Origin of the sequence: Membranihabitans maritimus (assembly GCF_021729145.1) — a bacterium.
GTDB lineage: Bacteria > Bacteroidota > Bacteroidia > Chitinophagales > Saprospiraceae > Membranihabitans > Membranihabitans maritimus.
This window is the reverse complement of sequence record NZ_JAJSLW010000001.1, coordinates 366,273-389,268: the sequence shown is the minus strand read 5'-3', so window position 1 is coordinate 389,268 and position 22,996 is coordinate 366,273. Positions and strand designations below refer to the sequence as shown.

Below are 22,996 nucleotides of genomic sequence, written 5' to 3'. Positions count from 1 at the left end.
ATGAATTCCATTAAAATTTCATGCTAAGTGGGACGAGATTAGTTGAATTGTGAAATATATGTTTGTAGCCCATGATATCATTAGAAATGAATTCCTCCTTACTTCCACTCAAAATCACCATTTTTCACTGACCAGTCATTCCCGAAGAACCCGGCGCATTTGACCCCTGATGTTCCTTCGGTTAAGACGGAATAGTCAAATAAAAGGAAATCCGGATAAGTGGTTCCGTTTTCCAGATACTCATTGGCAAAGGCCGCTTTCATTCCCTCCATTCCGGAAGCAGATACTACTCCTATGCTAGTCTGATCATTGTCCGCCCTGGGGTAAATAAAATAGGTTCCCCATTGAGTTCCGGAGATGGTAACTTTGTCTAATTCCACCTTGTCGTTTGAAATTTGAATGGGGCATTCTACGAGCAGTTTATCCCAGGCAGCATTGTTGTCCCTGTTTCCATACAGGACTACATTCCGGTTGGAATAATCTTCGGGGTTGAATTCGGTATCTTTTACCAGTTGGATGTTCCCATTGGCACGATACCAGAACTTTTCGGCATCGAAAGTAGCCCTGTTGAAGTACCATTGATTTTCCTCCTTTGTTCCTCCGGTGGCATAAACGAATACGACATTATTATTGAAAGCATCCTTGAATCCTCCAGATCGATGGGGCCCTTTCTCTTTTTTGGATAATGGTTTGGTGAGCAACCATTCATTGCCGGATTTTTTGAAATAAAGCCTATTTTTATGAGAAAATTCAAAGGTTTGTCCATCAACTTTTATTCCGCCAATACTGTCGCCTAACACAGGTGCATCAATAGCAAATGCAGAAGTATTCCCAGTCTGAATAAATAAACTGTCTATGCGATCGACTTTGATATTACTAATTTCGAATGGTATTTCCTGCTGAAGAATTTCTATGAAATGGGACTTTGAAGATACACTGGGTGATGCAGTAAAAAATTCGAATTGGTCAATCGCATTTGATTTTGGTATTGTTCTTCTCTTGAAAAAGTCAAAAATGGGTGGCCAATCTACGCTGTGGTCGCCATACCAATGTGTGCCATCGGGGTATTCATAGTAGGTGAAATCCGGATGAAACTTTCCCAGCCTTTCACGCATATCTTGTGCCAGGTAGGTAGGGACAACATTGTCTTTTTCACCGTGGAGAATATATACACCTTGTTGAAGGTAATTTCGGATCAATTTTAATGTTCGTGAAGGATTCCCTGCACGAGTAATTAGATTTTCCAGTGGGGTTGGCGCATGCTCCAGTAACATACGTTCAACAGTTTTTTCTGAAATCCCGAATCTTTGTAGTAGCTCTGGGTTATTGCGTAATCGCCTCTGTATAAAACTATTTCTATATTCCAATAGGTCAGGATACCCGGCACAGGGGGCAATAGCCGCAAACCTGTCAGGATAAGTAGCTCCCAAATACCAGGTACCATGGCCACCCATAGAATGTCCGGTTAGATATATTTTTTGCGGGTCTGGTTGGTAAATTTCTGTAGCTTCATCCAACACTTCCATGGCATCTAATCGTCCCCAATCTTCCCAGGCAAAACCAAAGGGCCGCCGGTTGGTCGGTGCTATTAAATTTCCCCAGTCTTTTTGATCATAAGCGTTTGCCTGGTTTACAGCTTCTACTGAAGCACCGTGGACGGACAGAAAAAGTGCTTCACCTTGTTGATTAGGTTGAGTACTCGGAGCAACACTAAAATATTGTACGCTACCGTCGATCTTACTTATGAATGTTCTTTTATGGTGTTTGCTATTTGATCTAACCTGAATCGGTTGTGAAATGGTAGAAATAACCTTATTTCCATTATCTATCAATTCGATCTTTAAATCTTCGGATATCCCAGACTCAGCCTTTGTATACGGTATTTTGAATGGTATCTTAATGACCTGGTAAGGTGCAATGTCCGGGATGGATGTGATCGAATTTTTGCCTTTAATAGTTGCTTTTATGGAGTAGCCCGTTACATTTTCATTTAGGGCATTGACCATTCTGACTCCACCTACGTATTCTTTTTCTTCTTCCATCAAAATATCGGGTAAAGTCATGTCCCTGGAAGTAAGTAATAAAGGATTTTCCGGTTTGATCAGGCGCGCCCGCATTCTTGAAAACCTACCCGGTGATAAAACAAAAGTATTAATTCCTCTTTTGATTTTTACCGGAATAAGACTCCAACCAAAATCGTAGTGATCCCCTTCATGTGGTAATCCATTTATTAAGGTGGCTGTTTGTCCTGATCCTTCAAACAACAAAATTTGATCTTTTGGTGAATTGAATTCAAGGTATAAATACCCTGATCGAAGGGAACGGTCTCGGAATGTGTGTGTACTGTCGGTTTGTAAAAGCTTCCAATGCATCTCTTCTCCTAAATAATCTATCCCAAATATTTCGCCATCCCTTATTGTTTTTTCGGGGTCAAGTAGAAATTTACTAAATACAGGGTTTTGTGGGAAGGTAGACGATCGATTGTCGATAGCATTAAAATCTAATATCAGCCCATGGTCAAAAACATGTACTAATTCGCCTTCACTGATATCGTTTATCTTTTCCTTCCCAAAATACTCTACAATATTACCGGTTTTTTCTTGTGTGTAAGTGATGGATAAGGGTATGACGAGAATCAATGCAATGAATAATGAGGTAGTACAATGGCATTTAAGAAAAAGGTTCATGGACGATATTTTTAGTGTAATTATCATTTAGAGCGTGTTTCAATTAAACAAATTCTCTGTGCAACTCTGAGTATTACTCATGAATGAGCAATCTATGCGGTTCTTTACCTAACAACTAAGAAAATAACGCAAATAACCTCTGACAACGCGAAAGTTCGTAAAGTTCAGTGGCTAAAGGCTTATAGAGCAATTGAAATAAAAAACGTATTTCTTTACGTACCGAAAAATAGATACCCAAACCAGTATTTATTTTTTACGCTAAATTTTTACATAAACTCTTTGCGGTACCAATATACTATCTCTACGACGTAATTTTTAAAAAAATTAGAAAAGATTGTTTGTCTTATAAAAAAAATGAATAAGTAGTGTAATTTTTTCTTTAAGAAGATTGTTGGCTTTGATTAATCTCTGTAAATCTGTTATATTTAGCTTAAATACAATGATCAATGCTTAGAAGAAATTTTATTCGCCAAATGGCCGTTGGAGGGATTATTATTGCCAACGGTCAGATATTTGCCAGGAATTTCAATCCATTTGCCAATGATGTAGAGTTTCGTTTTTCGGTAGCTTCCGATGGGCACTATGGACAACCGGATACTGACTATGAAGAATATTTTGAAACGATCGTCAAAAAGATCAATTATTATCACGCTTTATTCCCTTCTGAATTTGTAGTCTTTAATGGCGATATCATTCACGATGAGCCACAATTTTTGACGCCTGCCCACAAGGCGTTGTCGAAAGTAAAACTACCATTGTATGCTACAAAAGGTAATCACGATAAGGTGACGCCCGAAGTATGGGAAAATACTTGGGGTTTCCCTCAAAACCATGATTTCACAATTGGGGAACGGTCAGTTTTACTGGGAACCACCTCTGATGTGGAAGGTACCTACCTTTGTCCGGATATGGATTGGTTTTCGGCGCGATTGGATGAATACAAAAGTGCCCGTGAGATTTATATTTTCCTGCATATAACTCCCAATGACTGGACAGATCACGGTGTGAGTTGCCCGGAATTTCACGACTTGCTGAAGAAATACCCTAATGTGACTGCTGCTTTCAACGGGCACGACCACCATGAGGACGGTATAAAAACCGAGGGTAAAGTCCCTTTTATGTTTGACGGACATTTCGGCGGGAGCTGGGGAACAGAATATCGCGGATTCAGAGTGGTTGAAAAATTGAAAAACGGTACGATGAGGACCTATCTGATGAACCCGGATGATCAATACCAGGTAAAAGAAATGTAATTATTGATTTTAGGAATGAGAACGGGAACAAAACGTGTACAATCCTCGTTAGCAATAAGAATCCGAATAAAGTTATAGATGGAAACACTTACCGTACATCCACAAAATAAGGAACAATCCAAAGCTATCAAGGCTGTGCTTAAGGCTTTGAACATTCCGTTTGAAAAAGCAGGAATGCCTAAATCTCAGAACGAAACGACTAAAGAATCTCCTTCGAAAGATTCCCCGTATAATCCGGAATTTGTAGAAAAGATTATGAGAAGCAAAAAGCAGATTGAGAAGGGGGAATTTACAAGAGTAAAAATAGAGGATCTTGATAAATTATTAGGGCTGGAATGAGTTATCATTTGGACTTTTCTGATCAATCAAAGAAAGATATTTCTTTTCATAGAAAATCAGGAAAGAAAAGTGTATTAAAGAAGCTTTTAAAACTTTTAAATGAGCTATCGGAACATCCTTTTACCGGAACAGGAAAGCCGGAACCATTAAAACACGACTTATCCGGATTTTGGTCTCGAAGAATTAATAAAGAGCATCGATTGGTTTATGAAGTCGGAGAAGAGCGGATCATAGTCCATTCGCTAAAAGGTCATTATTATTGATAGGGATTTTGCCACCCATATGTGGGTAATTCAAAAATATGAATAACTTCTTGTTGTACAATCGAGCATTTGAAACAAAGAAGCACTTGTTAGCCTTTACAGATCACGATTCTTACCTGAATTTGACTATAAAACCATTAAAAATCAATATTAAAATTTTACTTTTAAAAAACTAAACAACACGCTCCCTTATGCCACCTGCGATCCAAACTATTTCTGGCCAGATCATTGACATTCGCAACCGGGAAATATTCCCTGGAAGGCTGGAGATAAGGAAGCAGAACATTGATAAGGTCATCAGATTGGAATCAGCTCCGGACCGATATATCCTACCTGGTTTTATCGATGCCCATGTCCACATAGAAAGTTCGATGTTGGTACCATCGGAATTTGCTCGTCTGGCTGTATGCCATGGTACGGTAGCTACAGTATCGGATCCCCATGAGATAGGAAATGTTTTGGGGGTGGAAGGTGTACAATATATGATAGAAAACGGAAAGAAGGTCCCTTTCAAATTTTACTTTGGTGCTCCTTCCTGTGTTCCTGCTACTGCTTTTGAGACGGCGGGAGCTGAGATTTCAGTGAAGGATATCCGGGCTCTTATGAAAGACCCGCAAGTCAAATACCTTGCTGAAATGATGAATTGGCCCGGTGTGCTTAATCGAGATGAAGAGGTTTTGGCCAAACTAAAGGCGGCACAGGAAGTCAATAAACCGGTGGACGGCCATGCTCCGGGGCTGAAAGGAGAGCAGGCGGCACAATATATTGGCGGTGGCGGATTGGAGCGTGAAGTTATTATTTCTACCGATCACGAGTGTTTTACCCTGGAAGAAGCCCTGGATAAATTGAAGTACGGTATGAAGATCGTCATTCGTGAGGGAAGCGCGGCCAAAAATTTTGAAGCATTAATACCATTGATAAAGGAGTATCCGGACCGGATCATGTTTTGTTCGGATGACAAGCATCCGGACAACCTGGTCGAAGGTCATATCAATGAATTGGTGAAAAGGGCACTTCGGAAGGGATATGATCTTTTTGATATCCTTCGGGCAGCATGTTTGAACCCTATCGAACATTATAATCTTGAAATTGGAACATTGCGAGAAGGTGATTTTGCAGATTTTATAGTAATTGATAATGTTAAAGACTTCAAGGTTAAATCTACTTTTATCAATGGAGAATTGGTTTTTGACGGAACGCAGACGATGATCCCGCAGGTAGAAAATGAAATCGTAAATCGGTTTGGATGTGCTCCTATCAACAGTGAAGACATCGTCCTGGAAGCATCCGGTAGTAATAAAATCAGGGTGATCCAGGCAAACGATGGTCAGCTTATCACTAACCAAATAGAAGGGCACGTCCAGTATTCTACCACTGGAAATTTGATTGCTGATGTCGATCGTGATATTTTGAAACTGGTAGTAGTCAATCGATATACTACCGCTAATCCTTCTGTAGCATTTATAAAGGGATTTGGCCTAAAGAAAGGAGCATTAGCTTCTAGTGTAGCCCATGATTCACACAATATAATTGCTGTAGGCGTTGCTGATAATGATATAGTGAAAGCCATTAATGAAGTGATTCGTTATAAAGGAGGTGTTAGTGCTACAAACGGTTCCAGCATTGAGTGTGTTCCACTTCCTGTTGCTGGGTTAATGTCAGGGGAAGATGGTTTTCTGGTTGCCAGGGATTACAGTTCGATTGATTCATTCGTCAAGTCCTTGGGAAGTACACTTTCTTCACCGTTTATGACCCTGTCCTTTATGGCTTTGCTCGTTATTCCGGAATTGAAATTGAGCGACAAAGGATTGTTTGATGGGACCCATTTTCAATTCGTAGATTTGTCCGTTTGTTGATGAGAATTATAGACGACCGTAAAAATATGAGGTTCCCATATTATGAAGATTGAGATAAATACAGTTTATAATAAAGGGTTTAAGTGGTATGCAAAAGAGAATATACAATTTAAAGGCTTTTTAAAGTACAAAGGAACCTATTTTGAAAGGGTGGATGCCATTGATTTTTTACTTCAATATCAGGTGTTTGATCAATTGAAATTACTATTACCTGATCTGGATGGTATGTTTTCTTTTATTGTTTCGGGGAGGGAGAGTGTAATTATTGCGGTAGACCGGATGCGCACATTTCCCCTTTTCTATAGCCAATCGGTAAATGGTGTATATATTACTGACGATCCATATCAATTAATTGAGAATGGTTTAAATAATAAACGGGCCAAAGAATTTTTACTTTTAGGTTTTACTTCAGGGGCTGGGACCTTATTGCAAAATGTATATCAGACTGAGGCTGCAGAAGTCTTATTATTAGAGAGTAGCACAAAAAAGAAGAATACGTACTATACTCATCGAGTAACCGATACAGTTCCCGTTTCCATACATGATCGGTCAGAAAAACTCGAAGATCTTCTTTTCGACTCATTCAAGCACTTTATTGGAAGTTTAGGGGGCGGGCCTGTTGCCCTTTCATTAAGTGGGGGGTATGATTCCCGATTAATATGTTATATGTTGAACCATTTTGGATATTCAAATGTAACCTGTTTCACTTATGGCCGAAAAGGGAATGAAGAACTTCAAATCTCCCGGAAAGTTGCGGAAAAAATGGGATTTCCCTGGACGTTTATAGAATATAATCATAAACTGTCAGGTGATTACCTTAATTCAGATGAGTTTAATTCATATTTTAGGTTTTCTGGTAGATTATCTTCAATGCCATATTTGCAAGATTATTTTGCGATTAGGTATTTGCAGGACCAAAAGTTGGTGCCGGATAATACAATATTTATTTCTGGCCATTCAGGTGATTCCATTGCCGGTAGCCATTTAAAAGGAATTTTCAGGAAAAATGATGGTATTGGCAAAGTTATCAATGCCATTTATCAAAATCATTATAAACTTTCCAGGGTTAAAGGGAAGAACAAGTTTTACGATTTGATTGAAACGCAATTAGGTTCATTCGATAAAACCCAATCCTATTCTGTATATGAAGATTGGATATTAAAAGAAAGGCAGGCCAAGTTTGTAATAAATTCGGCAAGTGTCTACGATTTTTTTGGTTATGAATATAGAATGCCTTTATGGGATAAGGACCTTGTTACTTTTTTCAAATCTTTGCCTTTGGAGTACAAAAACTTTAAGTATTTGTACCACAAGGTTCTGGAAAAGTTGTTTGAGAAAAATGAGATCCTTTTTGAGAGTGAGCTTCAAGCTACCGAACGGGATATATTTAAACAAAAGATAAAGGATAGAATAAAGTCTTTCCTCCCACCGAAAGTTGTTCGAAAGCTTCAAAAACCGGGTTGGGATGCCTACGATATCCTTACTGCTCCAATGGCTGAGGAATTGAAAAAAACGAATTTTGAAACGCAATGTGGTATTGAATATAATTCTGTGATCTGCAATTGGTATTTGAAGAGAGTCGAAGAATTAGTTGATTGTATAGGCACTCAAAGAAATTGATATTAATTAGGTGATGATGGGGTACGAAATTAATCGACGTAAATACTTTATTTGTACTTATATGGGCTATCTGATAGTTTCAAATAAGTAATGTTTTTGCATTTTGTTTATTCCCGGTAGCCCAATCTTTTGATTTTTACACCTCGGTAAGGTGACGGTATTGAAACGATAATTTTCAAGTTTAAATCTCAGGAAATGGGGATATAAATACCTAGAGTTTCTAATATAGTAGCTTGATTCACACCATTTTTAGAGCGGTATTTCTCCACCTGTTTCAATATTTTAAGATATATTGTATATGTGAAGGAGTAACCATTTAATTTAAAAGAAAAAAGGAATTATGCAGTCTTGGCTAAAGATATTGTTTTTTGTGCTAATATCAGGTTATGCAATAATAGGTATTGGTCAAAACAATGCTATAATTAAAGAATATCAAAGGGAGATTTTGACTTATCCTTTTTCAGATCCGAATCCCATTCCCGACTTTGAAAAGTGCTATCCGTTTTTTCGGTATGATGGATTTACGGATAAACCCATATTGGAGGAATGGAAAATTGTGGAATTGGAAAATGATTTCATTCGAGTTGAAATATTTCCGGAGATTGGAGGGAAAGTCTGGTCAGCGTATGATAAGATAAATGAGAGGCCATTTATTTACGAAAATGATGTAGTTAAATTTCGTGATATTGCTATGCGCGGGGCGTGGACCAGTGGTGGTCTGGAAATGAATTTTGGAATCATAGGGCATACTCCTTCTGTAGCAACACCTGTAGATTATATTATTGAAGAAAATAGTGATGGTAGTGTTAGCTGTCACATCAGCCATTTGGATTTAATGACCCGGACTTATTGGACAGTTGAAATTCGATTGCCAAAGGACAAGGCTTTCTTTGAGACCAATGTTAATTGGTATAATTCGACAGATATAGAGCAACCTTACTATCATTGGATGAACCTGGCTGTAAAAGCACAGAGTGATTTGACTTTTATTGATCCGGGCACGCATTATATAGGTCATGATGGCAGAAGTCATTCATGGCCTTTGAGTGAAGCCAAAGACCGGGATTATTCAAAATATAAAGAAAATGATTTTGGAGGATCCAAATCCTTCCACATCTTAGGCAAAACAACCAATTATTTTGGCACACTGTACGGAGATGGGGCTTACGGAATGATCCATGTCGCGGAAAGAGACGATAAAATTGGTAAGAAAGTGTTTCTATGGGCATTATCTGAAGCTGGACAAATATGGGAGGATTTATTGACGGATAATGCCGGTCAGTATGTAGAGATTCAGAGTGGGAGGCTATTTAATCAAAATGGTTTTTCCAGTAGTTCCACTCCTTTCAAGCAATTAGGATTCCAACCAATGCAGAGTGATTCCTGGACAGAAATGTGGTATCCTTTCCAGGGGCTGGAAGCCATAAGTTATGCAGACGAGAGAATGGTAATTGATGTTAATACCTCCGGAAATATGATTATCCTAAAAGGCATGGGGGTCGAGTTTATTCAAGATACAATTACATTTTTCGATAAGGAAGGGAATGTGTTGTATGCTGAAAATATTAATGTCGAACCTTTAGAAATATTTGAGATCGGGATGAAGGCCGACCAGGGGATTGGCCGAGTTGTCATTGGTTCTACTGTTTTTGAACCATTGGATGACCAGATAATCGATCGACCAGTAAGGATAGCCGATGGATTTGATGAAGAATCTTCTTATGGTCAATATTTATTGGGTAGGGACGCAGCTCGCTTTCGTCAATATAGTAAAGCAGAGAATCATTTGAGAAATTCATTTGAACTCGACTCTTTTTTTATTCCGACTCGAGTGGAATTAGCCAAGTTGGAGTACCGGAAAATGAACTATCAAAGGGCTTATGATAATGCCAGGTTTGCGCTCAGTATAGATACGTATCACCCTGAAGCAAATTATTATTATGCTCTAGCTGCAGATAAACTTGGAAAAGAGAATGATGCAAGGGATGGATGGCAGGTTGCTTCGCTATCGGAATCGTTTCGCAAAGAATCATGGTTTCAATTGGCTAAATATTATTATAAAAGTAAGCAGTGGGAGAAAGCAAGAACCTATAATTTAAAATGTCTGAGTGAGGGGGATACGTATTTGCGTGCCTGGGAATTACAACACTTATTGAACGCCAAATTGAACTTGAAAAATGAAGAGGTGGAGAGGAGAATTCTGGGAATTGATCCCCTCAATCACTTTTTAAGGTTTGAAAAATTTTATATCTCCGGTGAAGAAAGGGATCTTTCAGCTTTTCAAAGTTTAATTAGAAGTGAATTACCTGCTGAGACGTATTTGGAACTAGCCATCCACTATTATAATATTCTTGAAATTGAGAGAGCCCAAAAAGTTTTGGAATATGCACCAAAACATAATTTGATTGAGTTTTGGAAGGCGCATTTGGCTTATGGCCAAACAGATTATGATGAATTGATTTCCCTTGCAGAAAAAGGAAGTCCGGAGCTTGTTTTTCCATTTAGGGTAGAATCTGCTTCCATGCTGGAACAAATTAACGGGGTGACCAAGAATTGGAAACCCAGGTATTATTTGGGTGTATTGCAAGCAAGCAAAGGAAATCATATTGCAGCTCGTGATATATTCCTCTCAATAAAGGATGACACGGGATATAGCCCTTTTTATCAATTGCGATCTTCCTATCAACCTTCTTTAGAAGGAGCGCTTGCTGATATGGAAAAGGCATATGAATTGGATAATGACTCGTGGAGGGTTATTAATGAAATAATTAAAATATATAAGAATCAGCAGCAATTTGAAAAGGCGTTACATGTTGCAGAAGAATATTACAAGAAACATCCATCAGATTATAAAATTGGGATGAAAACTATTGAATTGTTAATGATTTTAGGAGAGCTTGAAAGGGCGGAAACCTATTTACAGAAAATCCATATTTTGCCTTATGAAGGTGCTTTTGAGGGAAGAAGATTATACAGGGCTGTACACTTATTAAAATCCCTGAAGTATCTGAATGAAGAGGCATATGAAATGGCAGGTAATGCTATTGAATTGTCGAGGTTGTGGCCTAAAAGACTGGGAGTGGGAAAACCTTTCCCGGAAATAATTAATAACAATTGGGAAGGTAAAATAGCTTTATGGATTCAAGATAAAATAAATGGAAAGAGTGTACCACTCCGTGCGGTTGAGGGATTGAAAGAGGAAATCCTTTCCAGGTTTATGGTAGCCAATGTGCGCACAACGCCTTATTGAATTGGTTATATTGTATTATAATAATTTTTAATTTGTTAAATATTTCTATCTTTGACTTTAAGGGACAAAACAATAATTGTAATTAGAACGTGGGAATTTCTTTTGTAAATAAATGTATTTTGCCTTTAGGGGTGATTTTAATAACAAGTACTTTGTTAGAAGGCCAATCCGGTTCATTACAATTAAATATTCTTTTAGATGATCATCAGAAGCTTAGGTGGGTAAGAACTTATAGTGCCTTCTTATCGGGTTCAATCCCACTCCATTTTACTTTAGGGCAGTTGGAAGGTGAAAATTCCATTGTTGGCTTAATGGAAATAGAAGGAATTAAAGAGGACTTACCACTAAGAGGGATTATTAACGAAAATGAACTGACTCTTATTGAATGGTACGGAGATGAAATCGAATCCGGGAGATTGGAGATCCAACTGGAAAACAATGCTCTATCGGGATATTGGTATAATCAGAATAAGTCCAGGCAATTTTCAATTGATTCAGGGAAGAATTCTCCCAAAAAAACCGGTCAGATAAGGCAGTATGCTGGGAATGGTTCAGTTTTTTTTACATATGAGAAAAATGGTCAGGAAGTAATTACAGGGGATAAGGTTGTTTCTCAGGAGCAGTGGGAAAATAAAATGATAACAGAGGATTGTGTATACATCGCTGACAGTGAAATATCCAATCGAAGGTATTGTCCCGGTGCTTCGGTAAAAACGTATGATTTACTGGAAGTAGATTTATTTCGGGTAGTTATGGGAAATATTCCATTTTTGGAGGAAGATGAGGTTTTCAACGAGCAAATTTCAGAACAAATCAATAATTGGAAGAAACAAATATATTCTTATGAAGTGTCTAATGTAAGTGAGAACAGGTGGTCTATGAACCATTTAATCTGGTTTGACCCGGATATTATTACAGACAAGGTGATTAGTGGCATGCTTTCCGTTCAGTATTCAGGTCCGGCAGAAATACATTCTTATTCTTTTATTTATGATCGGCAAAAAAAGGAGTTTTATACACAAGAAAAATTTTTTCGCAGTCATACCCCTTGGATAAAAAGTTTTCAAAACCAGTGCAAAGCAAAAATTTTGAGTAAGCACGGAGAACTACTTAAATTGTTTCCCCATATAACAAAAAATCTGGTATATCATCTTACGTTATCACCTAATGGCTTGGTGGTGTCAACAGATTTCACTTCTTATTTTGGACGGTTAAAATATTTTGTCCAGTCATCTGACTTAACAGATCAAGTCCAGCGGTTTGCACCTTTCAGAGATGAATTGTCAAAAAAATAATATGTTTTGTTAAAAGGTTTCCGCCAAGATTTTGATTTAATTTTTCTGCATTTCAATTTACTACACTAATTTTGGAGAGAACTTGTGAATACTAATATTAGAGTAATGAATTCAATAAAAATTTTATTAGGAGCCTTTATTATTTTCACTAACCTGTCAATTTTGTCTGGGCAATCGGTTTCTGTTGAATTTAGTTATGATACAGTTTTTCTGGGCAATGTAGTTCAATTGAAATATTCAATGGAAAATTTTCAGGGGGAACTGGAATCTCCTGATTTTGGGGACTTCGTTGTAGTGTCGGGACCTAATGTATCTACCTCTGTGTCCATCTCCGGGGGACAAAGATTTAGTAGGAAATCGGTTAGCTTTTTTCTAAAACCTCCTGATATCGAAGGTACTTATACAATTCCATCCCAGGTTTTTGCCGATGGGGAGGAAGTGATAACTTCAGTGGAAAAGGTTATTTTTGTTGCAGAAAATCCCGACAACATAAAACAAAACCCACAAATAGAAACGAAACGAAGTTCTCCTTTTATTCACCAACCTCCTTCACGGGAACAACCTCCTCAAAGGGGAAAAAGAAGGAAGTTCTAAAAAATTAAATGAGTAAGAAGCATATATTTTACATGGAGGTCCTATGGCTTGTGGTTTCACTCCTGGTGCCGGTAGTCTTGATCTTTCCATATTATGGGGAAATGATTGATTCTGTACCTTTTCTGCTTCCCAATTTTATTATTGGCTTTCTTCTTGTGCAGACATTGCGCCATATTTTTTTTCTTCCTCAAAGTTTACTGGGGAATTCCGGTTGGGGTATGGTTCCCTTTGTTTTTTCCAGTATCCCAATATGTATTTATATAATTCGTCAGATGAGTTTAGTGAATCTGTTTTTTGAAACTACTACGTGGATACACTCTTTTTCATATGTATTAAATCTTAATGAGAAACGCGATTTGTCCCAATATGTAAAGACTGAATTTACTATCATTTCTGTTGCTACCTTTATTTTAGCTATTGTATTGTCATTGCGATTGATAGTAGCCCTTTGGCGGAAGGTGAATAATAAAGGGAGAATTTAAATAACTCTATTTTGTCCACATTCTTAAAATCCGCTGTACGATGTTCAAAATCAGCAATGGATACTGTATATTTGATTTGATATGAATCCGAATTTAGATCCGACAAAAGAATCTTCCTCGCCGGAGGAACACCATATTGACAAGGCTTTACGACCCGAAAAATTGAATGATTTTGCAGGGCAGAAACAATTGGTTGAGAATATGGAGGTATTTATCTCTGCTGCTAACTTACGGGGTGAAGCCCTTGACCATGTTATTTTGCATGGTCCCCCGGGGCTGGGTAAAACAACATTGGCTTATATAATTGCCAATGAACTGGGTAGTGAACTTAAATCTACCAGTGGCCCTGTGCTGGAAAAACCCGGAGATCTGGCGGGATTACTTACCAATCTCAATCCGGGGGATGTCCTGTTTATTGATGAAATTCACAGGCTGAATACTGTGGTGGAAGAGTATCTGTATTCAGCGATGGAAGATTACAAAATCGATATAATGATTGAGAGTGGTCCCAGTGCCAAAAATATTCAAATAGCTCTTCACCCCTTTACTTTGGTAGGAGCAACTACGAGAATGGGTCTGATAAGTGCTCCGATGCGTGCGCGCTTTGGAATTAATTTCCACCTCGATTATTACGATCATAAGACTTTGCAGGGAATTGTCAAACGGTCAGCTAAACTATTGAAAATAGAAGTGGATGACGAAGGCTCTATGGAGATTGCACGAAGGAGCCGTGGTACACCAAGGATTTCCAATGCATTGTTGAGAAGGGTACGTGATTTTGCCCAAATAAAAGGAAACGGTAGAGTAGACCTGCAAATTTCGAGAATAGCGTTAGATGCTCTTAATGTTGATGAACATGGCCTGGATGAAATGGATAATAAGATTTTGACCACGATTATTGATAAATTTAACGGCGGTCCCGTAGGAATTAGTTCTATCGGTACGGCAGTAGGAGAAGAGGCCGGAACTATCGAGGAAGTTTATGAACCTTATCTGATAATGGAAGGATTTATCCAGCGAACGGCGCGTGGAAGGATGGTTTTGGATAAGGCGTATAAACATCTGGGGAAAGTCAAACCACAAAATCCCGATGGAGGGAGTTTGTTTGAATAAATCCTATATAGAAATCGACGGGTTTTACGTTTCCTATAAATTCAAATGATATCTTGTACTTTTTAGTTCACCGGTTTTGATCAAAATTCCTTTTTCAACTAAATCCTGAAGGTCCCTTGTAGCGGTTGCACGGGAAGTGCTGGTTATGCTAAGATAATTTTCGGCACTCAGCCCTCCTTTGAAACCTTCCATTCCTTCCCGGAAAATTCGAGCGACGACTTTTTCTTGTCTGAAGTTCATTTTCCCTTTGGCTTGGTCATAAAAACGGGTTTTTTGTATCAGAAATTCGAGGAGGTCAAGGGAGCGATTTTGTGCATCGAGGATCGTTTGGGCAAAATATACAAGCCATTGGGTTATTTCCATGTCCTTATTATTGTGCTCTAAAGCGTTGTAATACTTTTTCCGGCTATGTTGAATGGTTTGAGATAAGGCAATCAATGTTGGATTTTTTAAGTATTCAGATAAGGATTTTTCCGCCAATGCCCGTGCGATTCGCCCGTTCCCGTCTTCGTAGGGGTGAATACTGACAAAGTACAGGTGAGCAATACCGGCTCGCGTTAGTGCTGGAATTGTACTGGACTTGCCAGGTGCAGTTCGACTATACCAGGATAGAAAATCTTCCATTTCCTTATAAACGCGATGAGATGGAGGAGCTTCGAAATGGACTATAGGACGATGAATGGGACCCGAAACTACTTGCATAGGATCCGTATGCGTGCGGTAATTACCTATTTCTTTAAGATCGTTTCGTCCGTTTGTGATCATTTTATGCCATTGATGCAATAAGGAGTGAGAGAGCGGCGCATCATAATTTTGATACAAGTCCGTCATCATGTCAGCGATACCTTGTTCGGCAGGTTCTACGCGACGATGATCGGATTCCAAACCAAAATTCCGCCGTATAGAGACTTGTACACTGTCCCGATTGAGGATTTCTCCCTCAATTTCTGATGTTTTTATCGCTTCATCAGTTATGATATCTATGATAAGGATATTTTTTTCTTCTTCATTGAAATGCCTAGAAGCACCGATAAGAATACCGGATTGGTGCAGAAATTTTTCTTCGAATTTTGCTAATAATTCAGCATTCCAATGAAATTCAGGCCAGTCTTTTTTTTGCCAGTTCCAGGTCATGAGTTATACAATAAGTATTTATAACTCAAATATAGCGAATTTATGAGCTATAAATTAATGTGTTTTTTATTTTCTGAAGATTGTATTCAAAAATTGGCTGCGATCAAGGATGACCGCAACCAATTTACTACCAACTATGAAAATTTATAATTTTTTAGTCTCAAACTGTTCAATACTACAGAAACCGAACTCATGGCCATAGCGGCTCCTGCAATCATGGGATTCAATAAAAAACCAGTAACCGGATAAAGGATTCCGGCCGCTATTGGAATACCCACTATATTATATATAAACGCCCAGAAAAGATTTTGTTTAATGGTAAGGACAGTTCTTTTGGATAAATCGATGGCTTTTGGTAAATAAATCAAGTCTGAAGAGACAATAGTCATTTTGGCTACATCCATGGCTATATCCGAACCATGGCCCATAGCGACGCTTACATCAGCTAGTGCTAAAGCTTCGGAATCATTGATCCCGTCACCTACCATTGCTACTTTTTTACCGGTTTGCTGAAGTTGTTTTATATATTCCGATTTTTGTTGTGGCAATAACCCTCCTTCGTATTTTGTAATATTTGTTTTTTCAGCTATTCTTTTAGCAGCCATTGGTTGATCCCCTGTCAACATGATAACCTCAAGTCCCAACTTTTCGAGCTGATTGATTGCTTTTTTTGAATGTTCCTTGATTTTATCGGATAGAGCCAGAAGTGCTATGAGTTCGGTTGAGTCGAAAAAGAAAATAACAGTATGTCCTTCAGTGCTCCAACGGTTAAACTCAGTTTGTATATTCGACGGGAGGTCCAGGTTTTGATCTGCTACCAATTGTTTATTCCCTACAAAATAGGAGTGGTTGCCCACCATTGCTTTCACACCCTTTCCGGTTATACTTTGAAATTGTATATCCTGATTGACCTTTTCATTGAAGTCAGCTAAATGCTCTGTTACGGCATTGGCCAGAGGATGTTCCGAAGCGTTTTCTATCAGATATAACAACCCTTTTTTGGATTCGTCAGACCACCATTCACGAATGACTTTCGGTCTTCCTTCGGTAATTGTCCCGGTTTTATCTAATATTACGGTATCTACTTTGTTTGCATTTTCCAGGCTTTCTGCATCGCGAATCAAGATTCCGTGCTCAGCCCCTTTTCCTACTCCCACCATGATTGCCGTAGGTGTGGCCAGTCCCAATGCACAAGGACAGGCAATGATCAGTACGGTAATAAGTGCCAATAAACCGTGGCTGAAAGCATTTTCTCCACCAAAAACAAACCAGAGAACCATGGCAAGAATGGCTATTCCCACCACTACGGGTACAAAAATTGAAGCTATTCGATCAACAAGTTTTTGAACCGGAGCCTTACTCCCCTGAGCTTCCTCCACCCTTTTTATGATTTGTGAAAGTACGGTGTCTTCAGCGGTTTTTAATACTTCAATTCTAAAACTATTGTTTTGGTTAATAGTTCCTGAGAAAACCTCCTCTCCCCGTTCCTTTTCTACAGGGATAGGTTCTCCTGTTAACATACTTTCATCAACAAAACCATTGCCTTTTATAATTTTACCATCCAGGGGAATCCTTTCACCGGGTTTGATCATAAGGCGGTCTCCTGGTACTATTTCCGCTACTTCCTTTTCAAGGGTATTTTCGTCGTCATCGATGTACCAAACGGTAGAAGGTTGAAGACCCATTAATTTTTCTAACGCTTCGGAGGTACCTGCTTTGGCTTTTTCTTCCATCCATCTGCCCGCCAGGATAAATACTACAATGACTGCTGCGGATTCAAAGTAAATATGGCCCGGGATACCGATGGATTCAATAACTGCCGGGAAAAATGTGACGATGGTGCTGAATAAATAAGCAATTCCCGTACTGAGGGCTACCAGGGTATCCATATTCATATTTCTGTGCCTGGCTTGTTTCCAGGCAATGATGAAAAATTGACGCCCAAATACAAATAAAACCACAGAAGTAAGCGCAAATTGATAATATGAATTAAACGGTATATTCATGAATACCATGGATAATAATACAATGGGCAGGGTGAAAATAGCTGCCCAGATAGTATTCTTGCGCGCTTTTAAGTACGATGATTGTTTATTACCCGATTCCTTAAATTCTATCTCCAGATCATACCCCGCTGATTGAAGCTGGTTGCGTAATTTTTCTAATGATACGGTGGATTGATCGTATTCAATAGTAGCCTTTTTATTAGCAAAGTTTACAGTGGCCTGGGACACTCCCCTGGCAGCGTTGAGTGTTTTTTCTACGGTGGCAACACATCCCGCACATGTAATTCCATTGACTGCAACTGTTTGTTTAATTATATTTTCCATTAAAAGTGTTTTTTCCTCTCCATAGTTGTCCTACGGTCAAGCTTGAAGCTATTGGTTGGACCAACCCGAAGCATTTAGGAAATGGGGTATCCCTTTTGTTTTAGGGCAATATCAATCTCTTTCTTTGTGATTTGGGAAGTATCCATTGATATTTTTACATCCTTCGAATCCAGGTTGGTCTCTACCGATTTTATTCCTTTTAGGTTGTTAAGTGTTTTTGTGATCGTTTCTGAACAACCTGTACATTTCATATTTTTTACTTTAAAAACTTCTTCTTGTATCATTGTGTTGATTTTTAATAATTTGATAATGGATCAAAGATACAGGACATTAAATGTGAAGTGTTGCAGAATTTCATTTATGTGTTGCAAAATATACAGGTAAGTAAGCAGGATTGAGGTGCATTTTGTGATCTGCCTTTAGTTTCCTTGTTTTCGTTTTACCGGTTGTATTTACTTTTTGTTTTGATCGAATTTGTATAAAATTAGTCAACGAATTGACTGAATTTGCATTAATACGATTCATTTTATAGATGAAAGTATATAACTCATTAAAAATGAATCGTTTACTGCACAGCAATGATGTTGGTGATCGTTGGAAAAACTATTTGCCTATGAACGTATCAAAAAGCAGAACTATGAGAGGCTATGGACAAACAATTTTTTCTGGCGTACTTATGATCATCAGGAACTTGATTGGTTAGATGAAAAAAGTGGCAAATTACAAGCATTTGAATTTAAGTGGGGATCCAGAAAAAAGATGAAAATTCCAACGGCTTTTGTAAAGGCTTATCCCGATGCGTCTTTTCAAGTAATTAGTAAAAATAATTACCTGGATTTTATAACATGACAAATAAAGATAGTAATATTTTATTTTTAGGTTTAAATATCATGTAGAGATGTATTGGAAGATAGACCAAATTATAAAAAGACCCACCACCTAGCAACATTTGAAATTAAAAAAATATTGTTTAGTGGTGGATAGTATTATATTATAACTTTATAAATGGCCAAATTGCATTGTTCATTTTCAAGTAGTAGGTACCTGTTGAAAACTGATCCAATTGAATGCTTTCCCGGTGATTAAGTGAATACATATGAATTTCCCTGCTGAATACAGCTTGACCGGAAGCATTAAATATTTCTATTTGAATAGTTTCCGAAGGATTGAAATCCTTATAATTTTGAATATTTACAGTTATTTCACTTCTCGCCGGAACAGGTCCAAGGGTGGTTACCACTGCTAAAGGATCTTGTAGATTATTTGTCCGGACTCCTAATACAAAGCAAATCTCGGTATTAGGGCCGACAGAAGATAAACTACCATCGGTGGCCTTTAAGCGAGCCAAAACACACGCAGTGTCAGAATCAGAAAAGAATCCAAGGTTCATTAAAGTATCCAGAATTGTCATCGAATTCATTTCCGCAATGTTTCCCCCCATGTATTCTGATTCAAATAATATCTCTTCAAAGGAGCTGTCGACTGACCATTGCCACTGATATACAAGGGAGTCAGTATCCATTGCTTCCACCCATGAAAAACTAACAGTAGTTTCATCACTGGTGGTGTCGAGAACTATTTCATCTCCAGATTGAATAATCGATTCTTCAGAATTCGGAAAATAATTGATTACGGGGAGAATTTGCCCCCGTAATTCCCCTGAATTATAATTTGCAGAATGCACGTTGACATAGTTTCCTCCATTCCAAAAATGAAGGGCTTGCATAGAGTCCAGTGTTATGGAATTGCTATCGACGGGGAATACTGCACTGGTACTGTCTTCCGAAACCGTGTTGACCAATGGTGTCAAAACACTACCATTGGAACCAACGTAAGCATCGTGAATATGTGCACCACCCAGTATACTGGTGGCTAATGGACTGGTAAGGCCGGTGAAAGCTCCGCTTCCTGTAACATTTCCCTGATTGTATTCAAAAAGAATTAATCCTGACCCTTCACTTTCGGCTTTGGGGCTGGTGTTAGAACTCAATAAATTTGCAGAAAAGTAAGCTTGAGACAAAGGTAGTATTTGACCCCTGATTTCTCCTCCACCGTGGTTTAGACTATGTACATTAATATACATACCTCGGTCAAGCAAGGTATCAATCATCCCGTCTGTGATTAAATATCCATTATTACCTGGTAAAATTTTTCCCGATAAAGCTGTTGAGTCGAGTGATAGTGTAACCGGGCTTACAACACCACCATTTTTTCCGGCCATTTCCTGATGAATGTGTGCCCCACCGAGGATACTGGTGTCAACGGATGACGTCAAACCTGAAAATGAACCTGATAAAATAGCAGCATTTCCGCGCATTTCAGCTAGTACAAGGCCTTTTCCATTGCTCCAGACCGGAGGAGATTGTTGTGACCCCGATAAGACGGATGCTCCATATATTGAGGCGTCAAAAAGTAATTGACCCCGGACTTCACCACTATTATATTTTTCTGTGTGGATGTTTGCATAAAATTCTCGTCCTCTTACCTGTTGTATTTGTTCTTCACTTAATTCAAAACGATTGCTATCAGGCCATATTTTGGCTGACATCCTATCTTCTGAAATATTAAGTACGAGTGGAAAAGCTACTGAACCATTTGAGCCGGGTAAGGCTATATGTAAATGACCGCCACCTGCAATTTCAGTTGCAATTGGACTTGAAAGATTATTGACGGTTCCAGAGATGGTCAATAAATTTCCGCGTAATTCTCCTTTAAGGGCACCATACCCTGTGGAAAGGGCAGTACTTATTTGTTGAGAACTCGTCAAGGGAGCTGTAAAATTGATAGGTGCATCGGGAATTAATTGTCCTCTAATTTCACCACCAGGGGATTCTGAAGAATGAATATTTACATAAATTCCACGAGAAAGTAAAGTCTGTAACATTGCAGAATCTGTAGTGATAATATTACTGTCGACTGGAATAATCCCGCTGCCATTTTCGGTTGTTTCATTCCATAAGGGACTTAGCACCCCGCCGTTTTCTCCAGCGTGACCCGAATGGATATGAATTCCACCAGCTATATCTGTTGCCAAATCACCTTGAAGGCCATGATAAGAACCGTAGATTGCGAGATGATTTTCATTCGTAACTTCTCCAATAGTGGTGCCCGAAGCCGTAGTAATATAAAAGGGCACTTCGTTCATTCCGGAAAGATGTGATCTAAATATCATTTTACTGGAAGCCGGGACAAGTTGACCTCTAATTTCTCCTCCGGGAGCAATTAAGCTATGAATATTAACATACATCCCCCGACTCCATAGTGCTTCCAGTTGATCTCCGGTGACTTCTATTGTATTATTTTGTACTTCAAAAACTCCGGATCTTCCTGTGGAGTCAATAGTGGCTACAAGAGGTACTTCTACGCTTCCGTTAGTTCCTGGTAGCGCCATATGTATGTGGGCCCCTCCTGCTATTTCCGTTGCAAAATCTCCTTCCAATCCACTAAAGGACCCACTGAATTTCATTAAATTATTGGTATCAACAGTCATTACTACACTGCCACTTGCTGCTGTCATTACTGAGGGGTTTTCATAGCCTCCAAGCAGGTGGGCAGAAAAAATATGGTTTGTCCATTCAGTTATCTGTCCTCTGATTTCTCCACTTCCGTATTCGGTTGAATGTACATTTATATAAAGAGCTTGATTGTTCAATAATTCCAATTGTTCGGTGTCGAGAACGAATGAATTATCCTCCTCTGAAAGTGTACCCGAAGTAAGGTCATCTGCAAATTCTGCAATTAATGGAAATACTACGCCTCCGTTCGTGCCAGCCAAACCCGAATGAATATGTAACCCACCAGCTATTGAAGTGTCAACACCTGATTGAATGCCCTGGAAATCACCGGATAACTTTAAAGTATCACCTGCCAACCAAAGATTGATGGTTCCGCTTGCCATTGTCAATACCGGGGACGGTTGGCTTTTTCCTGTTAAATGAGCTATATGAGTATATTCGGGAGCTTCTGTTTCGTTCACTACCTGAATATTGTCAATATCCACAGAAGCATCTATTTGTTCGCCGGTCCAGGATGGTGCTGAATTGCTAACTATTCTCGTAATCTGTACATCAGACATGATCGACGCCGGATCGGAACCACTTATCACGGAAAGATCGTCAGGTACAATAGAAAATTCAATGGTAGACCATTCGTCACTGGGTTCTACAACTATGCCATCCGTACAAACCCTGTTGCCTGTGTTCGAAGCTCCGAATGCCAATCTCAGGTTTACGCTATTAGAACCTGAATTCCTTACATCCATTGAAATTTTCTGAACGCCTGTGGAGGTATAATTGCCGGTCCATTTATCCGATTCGTTAATAGTTACCCATTTGCCTCCGGCACCGGCACTTCCGGAAGATTCATTTCGCAAAAAAGCATCTCCATCTCCTGCAGGACCTCCATTTGATATTATTTCCGGTCTGTTTGGACTCATATCGGGCTCATCCCAACCATCTTTCCCACCGCTAAAATCACTTATAGAAGTCATAGAAATTTGGGAATAACCCTGAAAGCAGAAGAAATATGTAAGTAAAATGAAGAGTAAATGTAAGGTTTTCATCAATTTTAAATTTTAGTGATATACAAACAACAAGGATACTTACGTAGCTTTTGGGCTATTAGATTTATAAAATAGTAATTTTTAAAATAAAAATGAAATATAATTAGTTTGAATATTCATATATATGGAGTTAAATATTTTGTCTTAATCCTTAAGTAGTTGTTAATTGTTTATTTGGTGTTAAATTTGAAAAATATAAAAGGTTTAATGTGGGTTTTG

General features: G+C 38.6%; 16 protein-coding genes. 11 read left to right on the top strand and 5 right to left on the bottom strand.

All coding sequences use genetic code 11. The features are described from left to right. Positions 1-98: 98 nt before the first annotated feature. Positions 99-2,687 carry a carboxylesterase family protein gene (locus tag LVD47_RS01350; protein ID WP_236973717.1) on the bottom strand — a complete coding sequence of 863 codons (2,589 nt, stop codon included), beginning with the start codon at positions 2,685-2,687 and terminating at the stop codon, positions 99-101. Between the two features lie 446 nt (positions 2,688-3,133). Between LVD47_RS01350 and LVD47_RS01345 the strand changes: the two genes are divergently transcribed. From LVD47_RS01345 to ruvB, 10 genes are all read left to right on the top strand, one after another. Continuing rightward, positions 3,134-3,940 carry a metallophosphoesterase family protein gene (locus LVD47_RS01345; RefSeq protein ID WP_236973716.1) on the top strand — a complete coding sequence of 269 codons (807 nt, stop codon included), beginning with the start codon at positions 3,134-3,136 and terminating at the stop codon, positions 3,938-3,940. Between the two features lie 78 nt (positions 3,941-4,018). Further along, on the top strand, positions 4,019-4,279 hold the full coding sequence (locus LVD47_RS01340; protein WP_236973715.1) for a DUF2683 family protein: 261 nt from the start codon (positions 4,019-4,021) through the stop codon (positions 4,277-4,279). Further along, positions 4,276-4,542, top strand: coding sequence for a Txe/YoeB family addiction module toxin (locus tag LVD47_RS01335; protein WP_236973714.1), 267 nt, complete (start codon positions 4,276-4,278; stop codon positions 4,540-4,542). Before LVD47_RS01340 ends, LVD47_RS01335 begins: the two co-directional genes overlap by 4 nt. Positions 4,543-4,733: 191 nt before the next feature. After that, positions 4,734-6,398 (top strand): adenine deaminase, encoded by a 1,665-nt coding sequence (gene ade / locus LVD47_RS01330; RefSeq protein WP_236973713.1) that lies wholly within the window; start codon positions 4,734-4,736, stop codon positions 6,396-6,398. 42 nt (positions 6,399-6,440) lie between these two features. Further along, positions 6,441-8,018: an asparagine synthase family protein gene (locus LVD47_RS01325; protein WP_236973712.1), complete on the top strand. Its 1,578-nt coding sequence runs from the start codon at positions 6,441-6,443 to the stop codon at positions 8,016-8,018. Positions 8,019-8,358: 340 nt separating this feature from the next. Then, positions 8,359-11,268 (top strand): DUF5107 domain-containing protein, encoded by a 2,910-nt coding sequence (locus tag LVD47_RS01320; protein ID WP_236973711.1) that lies wholly within the window; start codon positions 8,359-8,361, stop codon positions 11,266-11,268. 152 nt (positions 11,269-11,420) lie between these two features. Further along, entirely contained in the window at positions 11,421-12,563 is a 1,143-nt protein-coding gene (locus LVD47_RS01315) for a hypothetical protein (RefSeq protein WP_236973710.1), read from the top strand. 105 nt (positions 12,564-12,668) lie between these two features. Then, positions 12,669-13,157, top strand: coding sequence for a BatD family protein (locus LVD47_RS01310; protein WP_236973709.1), 489 nt, complete (start codon positions 12,669-12,671; stop codon positions 13,155-13,157). A gap of 8 nt (positions 13,158-13,165) precedes the next feature. Further along, on the top strand, positions 13,166-13,639 hold the full coding sequence (locus tag LVD47_RS01305) for a hypothetical protein (protein WP_236973708.1): 474 nt from the start codon (positions 13,166-13,168) through the stop codon (positions 13,637-13,639). Between the two features lie 81 nt (positions 13,640-13,720). Next, positions 13,721-14,752, top strand: a complete 1,032-nt coding sequence (ruvB, locus tag LVD47_RS01300) for a Holliday junction branch migration DNA helicase RuvB (protein ID WP_236973707.1) — start codon at positions 13,721-13,723, stop codon at positions 14,750-14,752. A 33-nt stretch (positions 14,753-14,785) separates the two neighbouring features. On the opposite strand, the gene LVD47_RS01295 is transcribed toward ruvB, so the two are convergent. The 3 genes from LVD47_RS01295 to LVD47_RS01285 form a co-directional block, all read right to left on the bottom strand. Continuing rightward, complete coding sequence (locus LVD47_RS01295) at positions 14,786-15,886, bottom strand: Fic family protein (protein WP_236973706.1); 1,101 nt, start codon at positions 15,884-15,886, stop codon at positions 14,786-14,788. A gap of 134 nt (positions 15,887-16,020) precedes the next feature. Then, positions 16,021-18,216, bottom strand: coding sequence for a heavy metal translocating P-type ATPase (locus LVD47_RS01290; protein WP_236973705.1), 2,196 nt, complete (start codon positions 18,214-18,216; stop codon positions 16,021-16,023). A gap of 74 nt (positions 18,217-18,290) precedes the next feature. Then, positions 18,291-18,500 carry a heavy-metal-associated domain-containing protein gene (locus LVD47_RS01285; RefSeq protein ID WP_236973704.1) on the bottom strand — a complete coding sequence of 70 codons (210 nt, stop codon included), beginning with the start codon at positions 18,498-18,500 and terminating at the stop codon, positions 18,291-18,293. Positions 18,501-18,810: 310 nt separating this feature from the next. Here LVD47_RS01285 and LVD47_RS01280 point away from each other — a divergent pair, with 310 nt between their 5' ends. Continuing rightward, the gene (locus tag LVD47_RS01280; protein WP_236973703.1) at positions 18,811-19,065 is read left to right on the top strand and encodes a DUF4143 domain-containing protein; all 255 of its coding nucleotides are present in this window, start codon (positions 18,811-18,813) and stop codon (positions 19,063-19,065) included. Between the two features lie 142 nt (positions 19,066-19,207). On the opposite strand, the gene LVD47_RS01275 is transcribed toward LVD47_RS01280, so the two are convergent. Then, the gene (locus LVD47_RS01275; protein WP_236973702.1) at positions 19,208-22,777 is read right to left on the bottom strand and encodes a CHRD domain-containing protein; all 3,570 of its coding nucleotides are present in this window, start codon (positions 22,775-22,777) and stop codon (positions 19,208-19,210) included. Positions 22,778-22,996: the final 219 nt, after the last annotated feature.

Bases quoted from the DNA above. Each gene is read 5' to 3' on its own strand.
- LVD47_RS01350 (WP_236973717.1), bottom strand. From the start codon at position 2,687: ATGAACCTTTTTCTTAAATGCCATTGTACTACCTCATTATTCATTGCA.
- LVD47_RS01345 (WP_236973716.1), top strand. From the start codon at position 3,134: ATGCTTAGAAGAAATTTTATTCGCCAAATGGCCGTTGGAGGGATTATT.
- LVD47_RS01340 (WP_236973715.1), top strand. From the start codon at position 4,019: ATGGAAACACTTACCGTACATCCACAAAATAAGGAACAATCCAAAGCT.
- LVD47_RS01335 (WP_236973714.1), top strand. From the start codon at position 4,276: ATGAGTTATCATTTGGACTTTTCTGATCAATCAAAGAAAGATATTTCT.
- ade (WP_236973713.1), top strand. From the start codon at position 4,734: ATGCCACCTGCGATCCAAACTATTTCTGGCCAGATCATTGACATTCGC.
- LVD47_RS01325 (WP_236973712.1), top strand. From the start codon at position 6,441: ATGAAGATTGAGATAAATACAGTTTATAATAAAGGGTTTAAGTGGTAT.
- LVD47_RS01320 (WP_236973711.1), top strand. From the start codon at position 8,359: ATGCAGTCTTGGCTAAAGATATTGTTTTTTGTGCTAATATCAGGTTAT.
- LVD47_RS01310 (WP_236973709.1), top strand. From the start codon at position 12,669: ATGAATTCAATAAAAATTTTATTAGGAGCCTTTATTATTTTCACTAAC.
- LVD47_RS01305 (WP_236973708.1), top strand. From the start codon at position 13,166: ATGAGTAAGAAGCATATATTTTACATGGAGGTCCTATGGCTTGTGGTT.
- ruvB (WP_236973707.1), top strand. From the start codon at position 13,721: ATGAATCCGAATTTAGATCCGACAAAAGAATCTTCCTCGCCGGAGGAA.
- LVD47_RS01295 (WP_236973706.1), bottom strand. From the start codon at position 15,886: ATGACCTGGAACTGGCAAAAAAAAGACTGGCCTGAATTTCATTGGAAT.
- LVD47_RS01290 (WP_236973705.1), bottom strand. From the start codon at position 18,216: ATGGAAAATATAATTAAACAAACAGTTGCAGTCAATGGAATTACATGT.
- LVD47_RS01285 (WP_236973704.1), bottom strand. From the start codon at position 18,500: ATGATACAAGAAGAAGTTTTTAAAGTAAAAAATATGAAATGTACAGGT.
- LVD47_RS01275 (WP_236973702.1), bottom strand. From the start codon at position 22,777: ATGAAAACCTTACATTTACTCTTCATTTTACTTACATATTTCTTCTGC.